At 60.8% G+C, this 15,564-nt stretch carries 14 protein-coding genes; 3 read left to right on the top strand and 11 right to left on the bottom strand.

The genetic code is table 11. The features are described 5' to 3' along the window. Positions 1-117: 117 nt before the first annotated feature. Genes KHO07_RS26715 through KHO07_RS26690 form a run of 6 tightly spaced genes read right to left on the bottom strand, consistent with a single transcriptional unit; the run spans position 118 to position 4,351 of the window. On the bottom strand, positions 118-1,797 hold the full coding sequence (locus KHO07_RS26715; protein WP_212625968.1) for an acyl-CoA synthetase family protein: 1,680 nt from the start codon (positions 1,795-1,797) through the stop codon (positions 118-120). After that, positions 1,794-2,339 (bottom strand): hypothetical protein, encoded by a 546-nt coding sequence (locus KHO07_RS26710; RefSeq protein WP_150735588.1) that lies wholly within the window; start codon positions 2,337-2,339, stop codon positions 1,794-1,796. Before KHO07_RS26710 ends, KHO07_RS26715 begins: the two co-directional genes overlap by 4 nt. Continuing rightward, positions 2,336-2,590, bottom strand: coding sequence for an acyl carrier protein (locus KHO07_RS26705; RefSeq protein ID WP_007992314.1), 255 nt, complete (start codon positions 2,588-2,590; stop codon positions 2,336-2,338). Before KHO07_RS26705 ends, KHO07_RS26710 begins: the two co-directional genes overlap by 4 nt. A 9-nt stretch (positions 2,591-2,599) precedes the next feature. Continuing rightward, a complete protein-coding gene (locus KHO07_RS26700) occupies positions 2,600-2,860 on the bottom strand; it encodes a phosphopantetheine-binding protein (RefSeq protein WP_150735589.1) in 261 nt (86 codons plus the stop codon). Further along, complete coding sequence (locus KHO07_RS26695; RefSeq protein ID WP_212625967.1) at positions 2,841-3,650, bottom strand: lysophospholipid acyltransferase family protein; 810 nt, start codon at positions 3,648-3,650, stop codon at positions 2,841-2,843. Before KHO07_RS26695 ends, KHO07_RS26700 begins: the two co-directional genes overlap by 20 nt. Further along, positions 3,626-4,351 carry a beta-ketoacyl synthase chain length factor gene (locus tag KHO07_RS26690; protein WP_212625966.1) on the bottom strand — a complete coding sequence of 242 codons (726 nt, stop codon included), beginning with the start codon at positions 4,349-4,351 and terminating at the stop codon, positions 3,626-3,628. Before KHO07_RS26690 ends, KHO07_RS26695 begins: the two co-directional genes overlap by 25 nt. A 355-nt stretch (positions 4,352-4,706) precedes the next feature. On the opposite strand from KHO07_RS26690, the gene KHO07_RS26685 reads away from it, so the two are divergent. Next, positions 4,707-5,477: a ParA family protein gene (locus tag KHO07_RS26685; protein ID WP_150735592.1), complete on the top strand. Its 771-nt coding sequence runs from the start codon at positions 4,707-4,709 to the stop codon at positions 5,475-5,477. A gap of 50 nt (positions 5,478-5,527) precedes the next feature. Here KHO07_RS26685 and trxC read toward each other — a convergent pair whose 3' ends face one another. From trxC to KHO07_RS26660, 5 genes are all read right to left on the bottom strand, one after another. Further along, positions 5,528-5,962 (bottom strand): thioredoxin TrxC, encoded by a 435-nt coding sequence (gene trxC, locus KHO07_RS26680; protein ID WP_212625965.1) that lies wholly within the window; start codon positions 5,960-5,962, stop codon positions 5,528-5,530. A gap of 162 nt (positions 5,963-6,124) precedes the next feature. After that, complete coding sequence (selO, locus tag KHO07_RS26675; protein ID WP_212625964.1) at positions 6,125-7,588, bottom strand: protein adenylyltransferase SelO; 1,464 nt, start codon at positions 7,586-7,588, stop codon at positions 6,125-6,127. A 48-nt stretch (positions 7,589-7,636) separates the two neighbouring features. Further along, entirely contained in the window at positions 7,637-10,990 is a 3,354-nt protein-coding gene (mscK, locus tag KHO07_RS26670; protein ID WP_212625963.1) for a mechanosensitive channel MscK, read from the bottom strand. A gap of 34 nt (positions 10,991-11,024) precedes the next feature. Beyond that, complete coding sequence (locus KHO07_RS26665; RefSeq protein ID WP_212625962.1) at positions 11,025-12,767, bottom strand: potassium/proton antiporter; 1,743 nt, start codon at positions 12,765-12,767, stop codon at positions 11,025-11,027. Between the two features lie 269 nt (positions 12,768-13,036). Further along, positions 13,037-14,662, bottom strand: coding sequence for a methyl-accepting chemotaxis protein (locus KHO07_RS26660; protein WP_212625961.1), 1,626 nt, complete (start codon positions 14,660-14,662; stop codon positions 13,037-13,039). A 275-nt stretch (positions 14,663-14,937) separates the two neighbouring features. Here KHO07_RS26660 and KHO07_RS26655 point away from each other — a divergent pair, with 275 nt between their 5' ends. Together KHO07_RS26655 and KHO07_RS26650 are read left to right on the top strand one after the other, a co-directional pair. Then, positions 14,938-15,168: a hypothetical protein gene (locus KHO07_RS26655; RefSeq protein WP_212625960.1), complete on the top strand. Its 231-nt coding sequence runs from the start codon at positions 14,938-14,940 to the stop codon at positions 15,166-15,168. After that, on the top strand, positions 15,165-15,464 hold the full coding sequence (locus tag KHO07_RS26650) for a cell division protein ZapA (RefSeq protein WP_075947277.1): 300 nt from the start codon (positions 15,165-15,167) through the stop codon (positions 15,462-15,464). Before KHO07_RS26655 ends, KHO07_RS26650 begins: the two co-directional genes overlap by 4 nt. Positions 15,465-15,564: the final 100 nt, after the last annotated feature.

Raw genomic sequence — 15,564 nt, 5'->3', positions numbered from 1 at the left:
GGGAGCTTGCTCCCGCTCGAGTGCGAAGCGCTCGCCACAATAGGGTCTGCTTCGCAGCCCAGCGGGAGCAAGCTCCTTCGCCACAATGAGCATTCCTGCCTCACCAAACCTCTTGGGTCAGGCATCTGCCGCCTCCAGCAAAATGCGCCCGCTGGAGCAGGTCGCGGTTTCGTTGCGATAGGCGAAATACAGCTTGCTGCGCACCGGGTCGAAACGCAGGTGCAACTGGACTTCATCCCCCGGGCGCACCAGTTGCTGAAACTTCAGTACCTCCATGCCGGCGAACGTTGCCGGCAGGTTCATCAAGTGCTGGCCCAGGTTCAGCGCCCATTCGACCTGCACTACGCCAGGCAGTACCGGCGCCGTGGGGAAGTGGCCGCTGAAATAGGCAAGATCCGGCGGCACGGCCAGTTGCAGGCTCCACTCGCCCTCGGTTTCGGACTGCTCCAATACTTCCGGTGCCTTGGGGCGTGGTGCCAGCAGCAGGGCTTCGACGACGGTCTGGGGCAGTTTGCCTTGGCTGTTCAACGGCATTTGCCGCAACAAGCGCCAGCGTCGTGGCAGGGCCAGCGCTTCGCAATGCTCGCTCAAGTGTTGGCGTAACTGCTCGGTGAGCGTGCGTCGACCTTGATTACGCAGGGCATGCAGGCCCGCCTCTGTCAGAACCAGCAGCGCCCCCAGCGAGGCGCGGTTTTCCTGAACGACGCCAAGGCGCGCTTCGGCCACCCAGGCGTGGGTCATCAGCGCTTGCTCCAGCATCGGCAGCGAGATGCGTTTTTCTTCCAGTTTAACGATCCGGTCGAGCCGTCCCAGTAGTTCGAAACGGCCGTCAGCGGCGATTCGCGCGGCATCGGCGGTCTGTTCGATATGGCCGGCGGGCAAGTATGGCGAGGCGATGAGCAGTGCGCCGTCGTCGTCCTGGCTGAGCTTGATGCCGGCAAACGGCTGCCAGGGTGCATGCCCTTGTCGCCAGGCAATGCCGCCGGTTTCCGAGCTGCCGAAAATCTCGGTCGGCCATTGATGCAGGCGTTGTTGCAGGCTTTGCGCGGCCTCGGCCGGTAACGCACCGCCAGAAGAAAATACCCGGCGCACTGCGCTCAGGGCCGGCCAGTCGAGGTTGTCGCCCATGCGCTTGAGCAGCGCCGGGCTGGCGACCCAGGCAAACGCCGGATGCTCGCGACTGGCGCGTTGCAGGTCTTCGGGAAAGGCCAGTTGCCTGCGCATGAACGGACGCCCGGCGCACAACGGCCAGAGCACCCGGAACAGCAGGCCATAGATGTGTTGGGTGGCAACGCTGCCGATGATGCATGCCGGACCGAGATCGGCACCCCACAGCTGTTCCAGGGCTTCGACCTCGTTGGCCAGTTGCCGCAGGCTTTTTTCGATGCGCTTGGGCTCGCCACTGGACCCGGACGTACACAGGCTCAGCCGGCATTGATCCAAATCCAGCGAGGCGGGACTGAGCGGCGATTGCCGATAATCGCCGAGATGCGCATCGTCGGGCTGATCGGTCAGCCACAGGTCCACCTCGTTCGACCAGCGCTGGCGCGTTTGCGCTTGCAGGTCGGCCGGCAATAACACGCTGGCCCCGGCACGCCAGGCGCCCAGCAGGGCAATCGCCAGATCGGCGGCGTCTTCAAGGTGCACGGCAATGCGCTGCACGCCCTGGGCTTGCAGGCCGGCGGCCAGGCTCAAGGCCTGTGCGCACAGGTGTGCGTGATCGAGCGACGGCTCGGCCGTTACGGCACGTTCCGGCTCGGCCTTGAGCAGCAACTGCTCAAGTTTTATCCAATTCATGGGTGGCCTCGTACCCGTTGTCGTATCAGCCATTCAATGGCAAACATCAGGCCTATCAATCCGTAGGAAATCAGGCCGGTGTACAACATCCACCAGCTCAGCGGCGCCCACAGCGTCAGGGCGGCGGCGCACAAACCGTTGCAAAGAAAAAACACACTCCAGGCGATCGTCACCTGGCGGGTATAGCGAATAGCCTTGGCGGGCAGGTACGGTTCGCGCAAGCGGGCCAGGCGTTCGACCATTGGTGGCCCGTACTTCAGACTCAAGCCGAACAGCGCCAGCATGAAAGCGCTGATCAACACCGGATACCAGCGCAGCAGCGCCGGGCTGTCGAATAGTGCCAGCAGCAGGCAAAACCCGATGGCTGCCGCCGCCATCCATTGGCTGCCGGGCTTGTGTCGGCCGGTCAACGCGCGAGCCAGCCACAGGCTGCCCAGCAGCAGCCCGAACTGCCACGGCGCGAAGTGCTCCATGCCGAAATACACCGCAAAGGGGTACAGCAGGCCTGCCAGCAGCAGGCCAAGGCCGATCAGTCGGCTCATGCGGCCGGTTGAACCAGACGGTAGACCGCCTCGACGACGTCGCTGACGGTACGTACCGACTTGAATTCTTCGGCGGCGATTTTCTTGCCGGTCTGACGTTTGATGTGGTCGATCAGGTCGACCGCGTCGATGCTGTCGATTTCCAGATCCTGATACAGATTGGATTCGAGGCTGACGCGCTCGGGGTCCAGTTCAAACAGCTCGACCAAGGCATCGCGCAGGGTGTTGAAAATGTCGTCACGAGTTTGCATGGTCCGGTCTCAAGCTGCCTGTTTTGCGGTGACGAACGCTGCAAGGCTCGCCACGTTGCTGAAGTGATTACGCGTGTCCTTGGCGTCGGCATCGATTTTGATGCCGTACTTTTTCTGGATGGCCAGGCCGAGTTCCAGGGCATCCACGGAGTCCAGGCCCAGGCCTTCGCCGAAGAGCGTCAGGTCATCGCCGATGTCGTCGGCACTGATGTCTTCGAGGCCGAGGGCGTCGATGATAAGCATTTTGATATCACGGTGCAGATCGCTCATCTTCGGCGAGCTCCTTAATAAAGTAAGAATGTAGATAATCGTTGAGCTTGCGCGAGGCCTGAGGGGCCGCGCCCATTGCAGCGAAGGCCTGTGGGTCTATATCGGCCCCGACGCGGAAACTGAAGTGCACGCGACGCTTTGGGATCCGGTACCAGGGCTCCGCCTTGGTCAAAGTGGTCGGGGTGACCTTGATCACCACGGGGGTGAGGATTTTCGCACCCCGCAGGGCAATTGCCGCTCCCCCCCGATGAAAGGCTGGCGCCTGACCCGGCTGGGTGCGGGTGCCTTCGGGAAAGATGATCAGGGTTTGCCCTTCTTTCAAGGCGTCGGCGGCGGCATCGAGCATGTCCATGCTGCCGTCGTTGCTGATGTAATCGGTGCGGCGCAGCGGGCCGCGGGTGAAAGGGTTTTCCCAGAGGCTTTGCTTGACCACGCAGTTGGTGTGGCGCACCAGCCCGATCAGGAATACCACGTCGATCAACGAGGGATGATTGGCGATGATCATCTGCCCCGGACGCCCGAGTTTCTCCGCGCCCTGAATGTCATAAGTCAGCACGCCGGCGCGGGCCATGAACTGCACGAAAAACCAGAAGCAGCGGCTGACCATGCGCCTTGCGCGCAGCCGGTGGGTGCGGGCATCGCCCGGCAGGCAGCCGAGTACCGGGAAAACCACCAGACGCAGGCACAGCCCGCCCAGTCCGAACAGGGTGAAGCTTGCAGCCGTGGCCAGCAGGCGCCAGTAGTAGGCGTCGCGGTTTTTCTCGGTCATGGGTTGCGTTGCCAGGTCCATACGCGATTTTTCCAGGCATGTTGGCAGGTGGTTTGCTCACCCAACAGCGCACGCAACAGATTCAGCGCATGGGGCCAGCGAACTTTTGACAACGCTTGTGGCGGGCTGTTCAGGGACAGCTGCCAGTCATTGCCGGGTGTGATCAGCAGGCCGAGGGCATACGGAAACGGCACGTCATCGATCCACGTCGAATAGGCTTCGGGCGGCTGCTCTTCGGTCACCACCAACAACACGGCCGGCACACCTTCATTCAGCAATGCCGCGGCCTCCAGCATGCCGTCTTCCAGTCCGTCGCCGGCTGCGGCAAGGGCGGTCATCTCGCTGGTTTCACCGCGCATGATCGACCACAGGCCGATGATCGCGTTGTGCACCGACAGGCTGAACTGGGTCGGAGACAGCGGCTGTTCAGTGGCCAACTCGCTGAGAATGTCGAACGTGCGCGGGGTTTCGCCATGACGGGAAACAAAGACCAGCGGCAAGTCCTGGCGACCTTCGGCCAGGGGCCAGCCGACGCTGAACGCCATTCGCGCCAGCCGGCTGAGGCGCCGGCGCTGCATGGCCGGCAGAAATGAGACGTCCGGGGCCGCATCGCTGCCCGGAAGCACGACCGGTCGTCGGCTCCAGGCCTGCCAGTCGTCCACGCTTTCGAGCCCCGGGGCCCACGCGCGCCACTGGGCGATGTTGAAATTGATCACAGACATTCATCCCGCCCTTGAGGGCTTTCTTGACGCGGTGAGTGGCGCAAAGGCACGGCACACCCTACGTGGCGCCTGGCGCCGAGTGGTGCGCATTATCCCGGTGCGACGAACGTGTAGCAAATGCTGGTTACATTTTGCTCAGTGAGATGTACCGGTTAGTTCGCGAAATCCGAACATTTGGTATTTATTCACATTTTCATAAGCCCCGTCTGTCGGCTCTGGCTCCGTTTGGCCCGGAGTTTTGTCGGTTTTTCAGCAAGAGATGACGACTGACTGTGTAGTCCCTTGCCCGCGAGGTAGCTAAGCAACGCCATCGACCACTACACTCGATCATTCTTTGATACACGGAGGTTTTGACATGCGGCGCGTGGTGTTCAATCAGAAAGGTGGCGTAGGCAAATCCAGCATTGCCTGCAATTTGGCGGCGGTCAGCGCCAGCGAGGGTTTTCGTACCCTGTTGGTGGATCTCGATGCCCAGGCCAATTCCACTCAATACCTGACGGGGCTCACCGGCAACGACATTCCGATGGGGATTGCCGATTTCTTCAAGCAGACCCTGTCTTCCGGGCCGTTCTCCAAGAAGAACCAGGTTGATATTTACGAAACGCCGTTCGATAACCTCCATGTTGTCACCGCCACGGCTGAACTGGCCGACCTGCAGCCCAAACTTGAGGCCAAGCACAAGATCAACAAGCTCAGAAAGTTGCTTGAAGAGCTGAGCGAAGACTATGACCGGATTTACCTCGATACCCCGCCCGCACTTAACTTCTATGCGGTTTCAGCGCTGATTGCCGCTGATCGGGTACTGATTCCCTTCGATTGCGACAGCTTCTCGCGTCAGGCGCTGTACGGCCTGCTGGCGGAAATCGAAGAGCTGAAGGAAGACCATAACGAAGGCCTGGAAGTGGAAGGCATCGTCGTCAACCAGTTCCAGGCCCGGGCCAGCCTGCCGCAGCAAATCCTCGATGAACTGATCGCCGAAGGCCTGCCGGTGTTGCCGGTGTACCTGGCCAGTTCGGTGCGCATGCGCGAATCCCACCAAGCCAACACGCCGCTGATCCATCTCGACCCGCGGCACAAGTTGACGCAGCAGTTTGTTGAACTGCATAACCTGCTGGAAAACACCTGAAAAAACTGTGGGAGCGAGCAGGGTCGCTCCCACAGGGTTTAAGGTTGCTGTCAAATCCCCTGACTGCGCAACCAACTCATCAATTGCGGTAACGGGAAGGCCCCGCTCTGGCGGGCGACTTCCCGACCGTTCTTGAACAGAATCAGGCTCGGAATCGAGCGAATCCCCAACTGAGCCGACAATTGCTGGTTCGCCTCACTGTCCAGCTTGGCCAGCCGGCATTTGCCGGCCAATTGCGCAGCGGCCTGTTCAAACACCGGCGAAAACGACTTGCACGGCCCACACCAGTCGGCCCACACGTCCACCAGCAACGGCAGATCGCCCTTGATCTGGCTGGCGTAGTCACCCTGTTTCAATTCGAAAGGCTTGTTCAGCAGGACGTCGGCCTTGCAGCGCCCGCATTTTGGGTGGTCGCCCAGGCGCTCGGCGGGGATGCGGTTGAGGCCGTTGCAGTGGGGGCAGGGAATGTGGAATGGGTCAGACATGTAGGTGGTCCTGTGAAGAATCCGATTATTCCTATTTGGAGACGTCTGCTCACATTTTCAATCGGGCAGAGAAGTCGTGCGAATCTACGCCGGAGAAGGGCGGGACGCCATTGGTCGGCGGACGAATATCGCAAATCGGTGGAAACCTTCATATGACCGGCTTCACGACGAACAACTGATCTCCAGATGCTTGCCCCATTCCGGCGGCCGTTCGGCGTAGCGTTCCATCCCCGGTTGTTCTTCGAACGGCTTGCTCAGTACGGCATGCAGACGACGCACTTCTGAGTAGTCGCCGTTCTCTGCCGCATCGATGGCTTTTTGCGCCAGATAGTTGCGCAGGATGTACAGCGGATTGACCGCGTGCATCCGATCGCGACGTTGCTCCTGGTTCAGCTCGCCTTCCCGGGCGACCCGGGCCACGTAGAGCTCGCCCCAGGCATCGAAACCCTTGATGTCGACGAAGTCATCGCGCAGGCGGGCGATGGCGGTTTCGGGTGATTCTTCGCCCAGTCGGCGGAAGAACAGGCTGTAATCGACGCCGCTGTTTTGCATCAGTTGCAGCAGGTGTTCCAGCAGTTTCTGGTCGTCTTCTTCAGCGCTGGTCAGGCCGAGGCGGCGGCGCATCAGGTCCAGGTAATGGGCCTGGAACAGCGGCAAATACAGGCCGAGGGTTTCGCGCAGGGCTTCGACGCTGATGAACGGCGTCAGGGCCTGGGCCAGGGCGCTGAGGTTCCACTGGCCGATCGGCACCTGGTTGCTGAAGGAGTAGCGGCCCTGGTCATCGGAGTGGTTACAGATGAAGTTGGCGTCGAAGTCGTCGAGGAAGGCGAATGGGCCAAAGTCGAAGGTGATGCCGAGGATCGACATGTTGTCGGTGTTCATCACGCCGTGGCAGAAACCATAGGCTTGCCACTTGGCGATCAGTTCGGCATTGCGCTCGACGATCTCGCGGAACATCGCCAGGTACGGTTCCGGTTGCTCCAGGCATTCCGGGAAATGCATGGCCAGCACGTGTTCGCCGAGTTCTTTCTGCTTTTCGGGGCGTTTGGTGTAGTAGAAATATTCGAAGTGCCCGAAGCGCACGTGGCTCGGTGCCAGGCGCAGGACCATGGCGGCGCGTTCCTGTTTTTCGCGCCAGACCGGTGTATCCGAGCCGATCACGCACAATGCCCGCGTCGTCGGAATGTTCAGCGCGTGCAGGGCTTCAGAGGCGAGGAACTCGCGGATCGAAGAGCGCAGCACTGCGCGGCCATCGCCCATGCGTGAAAACGGTGTCTGGCCGGCACCCTTGAGGTGCAGGTCCCAGTGCTCGCCGGCCTCGTTGTACACCTCGCCCAGCAACAGGCCACGGCCGTCGCCCAGTTGCGGGTTGTATGAACCGAACTGATGCCCGGAATAGACCATCGCCCGAGGAACCGCGTCGGCCCACAGCTTGTGGCCGCTGAACAGCTCGGCGAACTCCGGGGTTTCGGCCACGGCCGGGTCGAGGTCCAGCAGCGCCATGGCGGCGGAACTGGCGACTACCAGGCGCGGGTTGTCGATGGGCTCGGGCAGCACGTGGGCGGAAAACGTATCGCCCAAGCGGTCGAAGCGATTATCGAAGGTCAGTTCGTCGAGGGCTTTCAAGGGCCGACTCCAGCAGAATGTCCGAGCATTCTGCTGGGGAAAGTCCGGTTAGTCGAGTTTGGCGGCGGGCGGCATTTGCGGTGGCTGTTTGCCATCCGGCAGCGGCACGATGGTTTTCGCTTCCGGTTCGATCGGTACCATCTTGTATTCCTGGCCGTGCAGGTTCTTCAGGTACACCTCCATCTGCCGGAACGAGATGTTGATGTGCTGCTTCTTGAACTCGCGGTTGATGAAGCGGTTGACCTCATCGAGCACCGGGTTACGGTCACCGAGGTCACGCACGTGCATGCGCAACTCGTGGTCGAGGGTGCTTTCGCCGAAGTTCAGGAAATACACGTGCGGCTCGGGTTCTTTGAGTACCCGTGGGTTTTCTCGCGCGGCTTTGAGCAGCAGTTCTTTCACCAGGTCCAGGTCCGAGCCGTAATCGACCCCTAGCTTGAGCGTCACCCGGGTGATGGTGTCGGTCAGGGACCAGTTGATCAGCTGCCCGGTAATGAACGTCTTGTTCGGAACAATGATGTCCTTGCGGTCGAAGTCGGTGATGGTCGTGGCGCGAATGCGGATCTTGCTCACCGTGCCCGACAGGTTACCGATGGTGATGGTGTCGCCGATCCGTACCGGACGTTCGAACAGGATCATGATCCCGGAGATGAAGTTCGCAAAAATCTCCTGCATGCCGAAACCGAGGCCCACCGACAGTGCCGCCACCAGCCACTGCAACTTGTCCCAGCTCACGCCGAGGGTCGACAGGGTCGAGACGAAACCGACACCGGCGATCACGTAGGACAGCAACGTTGTCGTAGCGTAAGCGCTGCCCTGGGCCAGATTGAGCTTGGACAGCACGAACACTTCCAGCAGGCCGGGCAAGTTGCGCGCCAGGGCAAAGGTGATGCCGATGATGATCAGCGCACCGAGCATGTCGCCGATGCTGATTGGCACCATACTCATGTTGGCGCCGGTACCGCTGGTGTATTCGTAGAGGGTGATGTTGTCGAGGTACGAGAACACCGTGATCAGGTCGGCCCAGACCCAGTACAGCAACGCCATGAAGCCGCCGAGCAAGGCCAGGCGAATCAGGCGCAGGGACTGTTCGTTGACCTTCTCGATATCCAGGGTCGGTTCTTCGATCACCGCTTCGCCGTCGCCGGCCTCTTTGGCCGCCTGACGTTTGGCCAGGGCGCGCTGGTAAGCCAGGCGGCGTGCCGCGACGCTCAGGCCACGGACGAAGGTGGCTTCGATTACCAGCCAGAACATCAGCAGGTACAAGGTGTTGATCAACCGGTCGCTGAGTTTCAGTGCGGTGTAGTAGTAGCCGAAGCACACCGCCACAAACAGTGCGACGGGCAGGGCGGTGAACAAAATACCGACGACCTTGCGGAACAGCGAGGCGTTTTCGTGGGTCGGGCTGCTGATCAGCAGGCGGCTGAGCAGCAAGGTCATCAAGGCGTAGCAGGTGAGCACCACTGGCATGCCGATCACGTCGTCGGCCAGCCCGGCCGGTTGCAGCTCGGCAACGGCCACCACCGCCACCAGGGCCATCACCACCATCCCGAGGCGGCGTACCCAGCCGCGGAGGAATTCGACCTGGGGCTTTTCCCAACGGAAATGCAGCTCAGCCACGCCGCCCGGCGCGAGGATCCGGTAGGCGGTGTAGAACACCAGCCACGCCTGGGCCATTTGCAGCAACGCTGCGCCCATGTTGGCGTTTTGCCCGCGTGCGTCGATCTGCAGGGCCAGACCGCAAAGGGCCAGACCCAGCGAGACTGGCATCGCCAACAGGATATTGATCAGGATCGCCTGCGGCGTGTGCCACTGGCTGTCGCGCTTGAAGTGGCCGACGTCCTGGTGAACCTTGTTCAGGCGGGCATACAGTTGCTTGCGACGCCACAACAGGGCACCGATCAACAGTGCCAGCGGCAAGAACAGCAACGGTCGCTGGGTCAGGCCATCAGTCAGTTCGCTCAGGCTTGAGGCCAGCGGCAGGGTATCGACCTGGCGTTCCAGGCGATCCGGCACGGCGCGTATCCATTCCAGGTCCAGTGGCTTGTTGCTGGGAATCCAGAACATTTGCTCGTCAAGCGTTGCGCGCAGGCTTTGCGCGGTGCTGAGCAATTGCTTCTGGTTCAGTTGCAGGGTGATGGATTCGTTGAGCACCGCGCTCAATTCGCGGTTCAGCCGCTCCAGCAGGTCGGCGCGGGTAGTCGCCAGTTCCAGCAGGCTCTTGCGCAACTGCGGGGTGACTTGCTCGGGTGGTTGGTTCGACAGCAAATTGTCGACGTAGGTGGCCGGGTTGCTGAGCAATTCCCGTTGCTGGCTGACTTCGAACTGATACAGGCGAATGTCGGCGATCTGGTCGGCGAGGTCGCGGTCGAGCTTGAGGCGCGGCAGTGCCTGCTTCTGCTTGTAGAGAATCTTGGACAGCAGCAAGCTGCCTTTGAGCACGTTGATCTGTTCGTCCAGCGCCGAGTCGCTCTGGGTCACGCTGTCGAGTTGTTGCTTGGTCTGCAGGTTTTGCTGGGTAACTTCGTTGAGGCGGTCCGTGCTTTTGAGCAGGTAGTCCGAGAGCTTCAGGTTGGCCGCGCTTTCGGTCGCCAACAGGCTGCTGCCGCCGGCCTTTTGCGCTTCGATCGACTGCTGCGTCACGGTTTCCTGGGACTGGGCCAGACGCTTCTGATTGATCAGGCTTTGCAGGTCCTGGATTTCCTGGTCCAGGCGATCGGACTTTTCCGATAGCAAGTCATGCTGGCTGTTGCCCAGGTCTTGCAGTTGGGTATTGCCGGCCAGTTCCTGGCGACGCAGCGGGATCAGGGCATTCAGGGCTGCGAGCTCGGCGTTGAGCTGGTCGCGCTGTTCGCCGCTCAGCGTCTTGCCGGCGTCTTTGCCGGTCTTGAGGATGTTGTTGATCTGCTGGATGCGCGTCTGGCTGGCGGAGATTTCGGCCTGGGCGCGCTCGGGACGGGTCTGGGCGGTGATGATCAGACTGTTGGCGTCCGCCAGGGCTTTTTGCAGATCGCTTTGCTGGGTCGAGCGCTCGGTGAGCAATTGCTCGAGTTGCTGGATCGACTCTTTGGCGAAGCGTTGCGCCACCGGCACCACGGTGCTGGCCTTGAGACGGGTCAGCTCACGCTGGTTCTCGATGGTTTGCTTGGGGGCGGTGGCCAGTTGCTGCTTGAGATCGCTGAGTTTCTGCTCGTAATCACGCTGATTGTTGAGCTGCGTCAGCGTGCCTTGCAAGACGGACTGCAAGGCTTTTTGATCGGCTTCCGGCAGTTTGCGGTCGGCAATCTTGTCCAGACTCGTCTGCACGGATTCGCGGGAGGGCGGTTCGGCGGCTTGCAAAGGGCCGACAGAAAGACTCAGGCCCACAAGGACCATGAACAACAAAGAGCGCAGGCTTGACATAGAGACCGATCAAATACGAGGCGAAGAATGGAGTTTAGAGGAAGAGTCCCGGACCCGGGCGACTTCCTTCGGGGAATCTGACGCCCACTTTGCCAATCTTGTTCCCGTCCATGACTGCGACGGTCCAGATGGTGTTGTTCCATTCCACCTGGTCCCCGACTACAGGAGCACCCCCCACTTTCTGGGCAATGAACCTGGCCAGGGACATCTCCGGATCGATGCCTTCGACCTTCAACCCGTACAGGGCAGCAACCGCGGCCAGTTGGGCATCTCCTTCGAGTACGAAGTCGCCGAAGAAGCGCAAATCGAGGCCCCGTTGCGGCGCCTGACTGAAGAGTTTTCCGAGGGCTGCAAGGTTGTGTTCATGGCCGATTACGCACAGTAAATCATCGACTTCCAGCACCGTACTACCCGACGGATGGAGCAGTTGCTGGCCACGAAACAGGGCCGCGATACGGGTGCCTTCGGGCATTTTCAGTTCACGCAGGGGCGAACCGATGCACCATTTTTCGGCGCCGAGGCGATAAACGAACAGCTCCCACTCGCTGGTGACGTGCACTTCCAGCGCTGATCGGGAGATCGGCGCGGGATCCGGTGGTACGGTTACTTTCAACAGTTTGGCGACCCACGGCAGGCTTGTGCCCTGCACCAACAGCGACACCAGCACGATAAAGAAGGCCAGGTTGAAATACAGCTGGGCATTGGGGAGGCCGGCCATCAGCGGGAACACCGCCAGAATGATCGGGACCGCGCCGCGCAGGCCGACCCAGGAAATGAAGACTTTCTCACGGCCATGGAACGCCTTGAACGGTAACAAGCCAACCACTACCGACAGTGGCCGGGCAAACAGAATCATCCACAGCGCGAGGGCGAGGGCCGGCAGGGCAATCGGCAGTAAGTCGTGGGGCGTGACCAGCAGCCCCAGCACCAGGAACATGCCGATCTGTGCCAGCCAGGCCATGCCGTCGAGCATGTGCAGAATGCCGTGACGGCTGCGCACCGGGCGGTTGCCGATCACCAGGCCGCACAGGTACACCGCGAGGAAGCCGCTGCCGTGCAGGGCGTTGGTCAGGGCAAACACCACCAGTCCGCCGGCGATGACCAGGATCGGGTACAGGCCGGTGGCCAGATTGATCCGGTTGACCAGTTGCAGCATCAGCCAGCCGCCACCCAGGCCAATCACGCCACCGATGCCGAACTCGCGCAGAAGATGGGTCAGCAGGCTCCAGTGCAGGCCGGTCTGGCCGCTGGCGAGCATGTCGATCAGTGTGACGGTGAGGAACACCGCCATCGGGTCGTTGCTGCCGGATTCGATTTCCAGAGTGGCGGTCACCCGCTCGTTCAGGCCTTTGCCGCCCAGCAGCGAGAACACTGCCGCGGCGTCGGTGGAGCCGACGATGGCGCCGATCAGCAAACCCTGAATCATATTGAGGTCGAACAGCCACGCAGCGGCCATGCCGGTCAACCCGGTGGTAATCAACACCCCGACTGTGGCCAGCGACAACGCCGGCCATAACGCCACGCGGAAACTCGACACCCGCGTGCGCAAACCGCCGTCGAGCAGGATCACCGCCAACGCGAGGTTGCCGACCAGATAGGCCGTTGGGTAGTTATCGAAGATGATGCCGCCGCCGTCGACGCCGGCCGCCATGCCCACGGCCAGGATGATCACCAGAATCGGGATGCCGAGGCGGGACGAAAGTGAGCTCACCAGAATGCTTGCACCTACCAGCAACGCGCCGATCAAGAACAGGCTGTTGATGGTCGTCGCATTCAAAGGCAATACTCCAGAAGCTCAAAGACGGGCACAAACTGACCATGCAGTCTGCGTGCCAGTGATTCTAACCTGTTGAAATGTGATGCTGTCAAAAAGCTTTTTGGTGACGTTATCGAGTCATGCTCGATCCCTGTGGCGAGGGAGCTTGCTCCCGTCAGGTCGCGTAGCGACCCTCGGAGTCGTTGCAAATTGATTTTGCAAGCCCGATGGCAACCGCAGCGCAGTCGAGCGGGAGCAAGCTCCCTCGCCACAGGGGGTGTGGGGTCCAGTTACAGGCTAAACCGCCCAACCATGGTGTTCAGGTCCACCGCCAAACGCGACAGCTCACTGCTCGCTGCACTGGTCTGATTGGCACCCGTCGCCGATTGCACCGACAAATCACGAATGTTCACCAGGTTGCGGTCCACTTCCCGGGCCACTTGCGCCTGCTCTTCGGCGGCGCTGGCGATCACCAGGTTGCGTTCGTTGATCTCGACAATCGCGCTGTTGATGGTGTCCAGCGACATCCCGGCGCCGCGGGCGATGTTCAGGGTCGACTCGGCGCGTTCGGTGCTGTTGCGCATCGAATCCACGGCGTGTTCGGTGCCGCTCTGGATGCTGCCGATCATGCGTTCGATTTCGCTGGTCGACTGCTGGGTGCGATGGGCCAGTGCCCGCACTTCGTCCGCAACCACGGCAAAACCACGACCGGCCTCACCGGCACGAGCGGCTTCGATGGCTGCGTTCAGGGCCAGCAGGTTGGTCTGGTCGGCCAGGCCACGGATCACGTCCAGCACCTTGCCGATGTCACGGGACTCATTGGCCAGGTCGCCGATCAGGGTCGCGGTGCTCTGCACATCGGCGCTCATGCGTTCGATGGCGCTGACGGTTTCCTGTACCAGATCACGGCCATCGCCGGCGGAAGTGGTGGCGTTCTTCGAGGCTTCGGACGTGCTCACCGCGTTGCGCGCGACTTCTTCCACGGCACTGGTCATTTCATTGACCGCCGTGGCGGCCTGTTCGATTTCGTTGTTTTGCTGGGTCAGGCCGCGGGCGCTTTCGTCGGTGACGCTGTTGAGTTCTTCCGCAGCCGACGCCAGTTGCGTGGCCGAGCCGGAGATCCGTTGAAGGGTGTCGCGCAGCTTGTCCTGCATTTTCGACATCGCCAGCAACAGGCGACCGGCCTCGTCCTGGCCATCGACGGTGATCGGGCGCGTCAGGTTGCCTTCGGCGATCTGTTCGGCGGCGTCCAGGGCGTTGGCGATGGGTTTGGTGATGCTGTTGGTCAGCAACCAGGCGAACAGGATGGTCAGGGCGGTGGCGATGACCAGCAGGGTGATCACCAGATTGAAGGCCGATTCGTACTGCTCGGCAGCTTGCTGGTTGGTGTCGAGGGTCTGCTGGGTGTTGATCTCCAGCAGCTTGTTCAGCACCGCATTGACGGCTTCGGAGTTACTCAGCAGATCGGCGTTGAGCAGGCTGCGCAGTTCGTCGACCTGATTGTTGCGCGACAGGGTCTTCATCCGGTCTTCGATCTGGCGGTACTGCCCGAGCAACTGCACGTATTGATCGTAGGCCGCTCGTTCCTGCGGGCTGCTGATCAGCTTTTCGTAGGTGGCCTGGGCGGTGCGGATCTGCTGGTTGCGCATATCCAGCAGCTCCATGGTTTTCTGCTGCACGTCTGGCTCGCGGTTGACCAGTAAGCGGTAGGACAGCACGCGCAAGCGCAGGGTCAATTGGGTGAACTCGTCGAGGCTCTTGATGCTCGGCACGCTGGTGACGGTGATGTCTTCGGCGGCGTCGCGGATCTTGCTCATCTGGTTCAGGGCAAACACGCCCAGCAGCAGCATCAAGCCGCCAATCAGGGCAAAACCGAGGAACGCTCGCGGCGCAATATTCATATTTCGAAGGGACATGGTGTTTACCGGGATGAGCGCACCTGAGGGGTGCCGAGGCTGACGTATGGATGACTTATCGGTCATGCGACTAAAGTCTTGAGCCCCTGTGCGGTTTTGCCGCACAAACGCCATGGCGACGAAGTGCAGGAACCAGATCGGCCAATCACAGTCTCTACAGTTCGCGAGAAAGGTCAGTCGCCAGGAAAATCAAGGCCTTGCGCCCGTATAACCCTGGCTTCCACCGTGACTTTTCTTTATCGTACGCGCCCTTTGAAAATGCCTGGAAAATCAAAATGTTGGAAGTATCCCTAAGCCAATTGGAACAACTGGTAAGCGACCTGGTGCAACAGAACCAGACCCTGCTCGGCACCAACCAGACCCTGAGCGCCGAACTGGCCCAAGCCAAGGATGAAAACGAAAGCCTGCAACTGAGCCTGATGGAACAGGAAGAGAAACAAGGCGCCACCGCTGCACGCATTCAAGCCCTGGTTGAACGCGTCAGCGCCGGTCCCGTCAGCGCATGAGTTACGGCCCGGGTGTGAAAGTCGTCTCGATCCTGGGAGAGGACTACTCGATCAAGGCCCCGGAAGGGGAAGAGCAGACCCTGCTGGACGCTGCATTAATGTTGAAAGCTGCCCTGGCCGACACCAAACGAAAGTACCCGACGCTGATCGGTGACCGCCTGCTGGTACTCGCCGCGATGAATCTGTGCTCCCAGCAGATCGAAATGCAGAAGCAGCACAAGCTCGAACTCGACCGTTACCAAGAGCAAGTCAGCGCCACGGTTGAAGTGATCTCCAAGACGATCAATCAGGCCTGATCGGCTTTGCGCACAACCAAAGAATAAATTGTCGGTTGCGTTGTATACAATCGGCACGGCTGTTGCAGTGTTTCAGCCTCTTATTCTTTGGGGGTGCTCC

This window comes from Pseudomonas sp. PP3, from assembly GCF_905336995.1.
Classification (GTDB): Bacteria; Pseudomonadota; Gammaproteobacteria; order Pseudomonadales; family Pseudomonadaceae; genus Aquipseudomonas; species Aquipseudomonas reinekei.
Note: the sequence above shows the minus strand (reverse complement) of the source record. Positions and strands in the feature narration are given on the sequence as shown.

Coding starts and splice junctions, on each gene's coding strand:
- KHO07_RS26715 (WP_212625968.1), bottom strand. CDS start 1,797: ATGAATTGGATAAAACTTGAGCAGTTGCTGCTCAAGGCCGAGCCGGAA.
- KHO07_RS26710 (WP_150735588.1), bottom strand. CDS start 2,339: ATGAGCCGACTGATCGGCCTTGGCCTGCTGCTGGCAGGCCTGCTGTAC.
- KHO07_RS26705 (WP_007992314.1), bottom strand. CDS start 2,590: ATGCAAACTCGTGACGACATTTTCAACACCCTGCGCGATGCCTTGGTC.
- KHO07_RS26700 (WP_150735589.1), bottom strand. CDS start 2,860: ATGAGCGATCTGCACCGTGATATCAAAATGCTTATCATCGACGCCCTC.
- KHO07_RS26695 (WP_212625967.1), bottom strand. CDS start 3,650: ATGGACCTGGCAACGCAACCCATGACCGAGAAAAACCGCGACGCCTAC.
- KHO07_RS26690 (WP_212625966.1), bottom strand. CDS start 4,351: ATGTCTGTGATCAATTTCAACATCGCCCAGTGGCGCGCGTGGGCCCCG.
- KHO07_RS26685 (WP_150735592.1), top strand. CDS start 4,707: ATGCGGCGCGTGGTGTTCAATCAGAAAGGTGGCGTAGGCAAATCCAGC.
- trxC (WP_212625965.1), bottom strand. CDS start 5,962: ATGTCTGACCCATTCCACATTCCCTGCCCCCACTGCAACGGCCTCAAC.
- mscK (WP_212625963.1), bottom strand. CDS start 10,990: ATGTCAAGCCTGCGCTCTTTGTTGTTCATGGTCCTTGTGGGCCTGAGT.
- KHO07_RS26660 (WP_212625961.1), bottom strand. CDS start 14,662: ATGTCCCTTCGAAATATGAATATTGCGCCGCGAGCGTTCCTCGGTTTT.
- KHO07_RS26655 (WP_212625960.1), top strand. CDS start 14,938: ATGTTGGAAGTATCCCTAAGCCAATTGGAACAACTGGTAAGCGACCTG.
- KHO07_RS26650 (WP_075947277.1), top strand. CDS start 15,165: ATGAGTTACGGCCCGGGTGTGAAAGTCGTCTCGATCCTGGGAGAGGAC.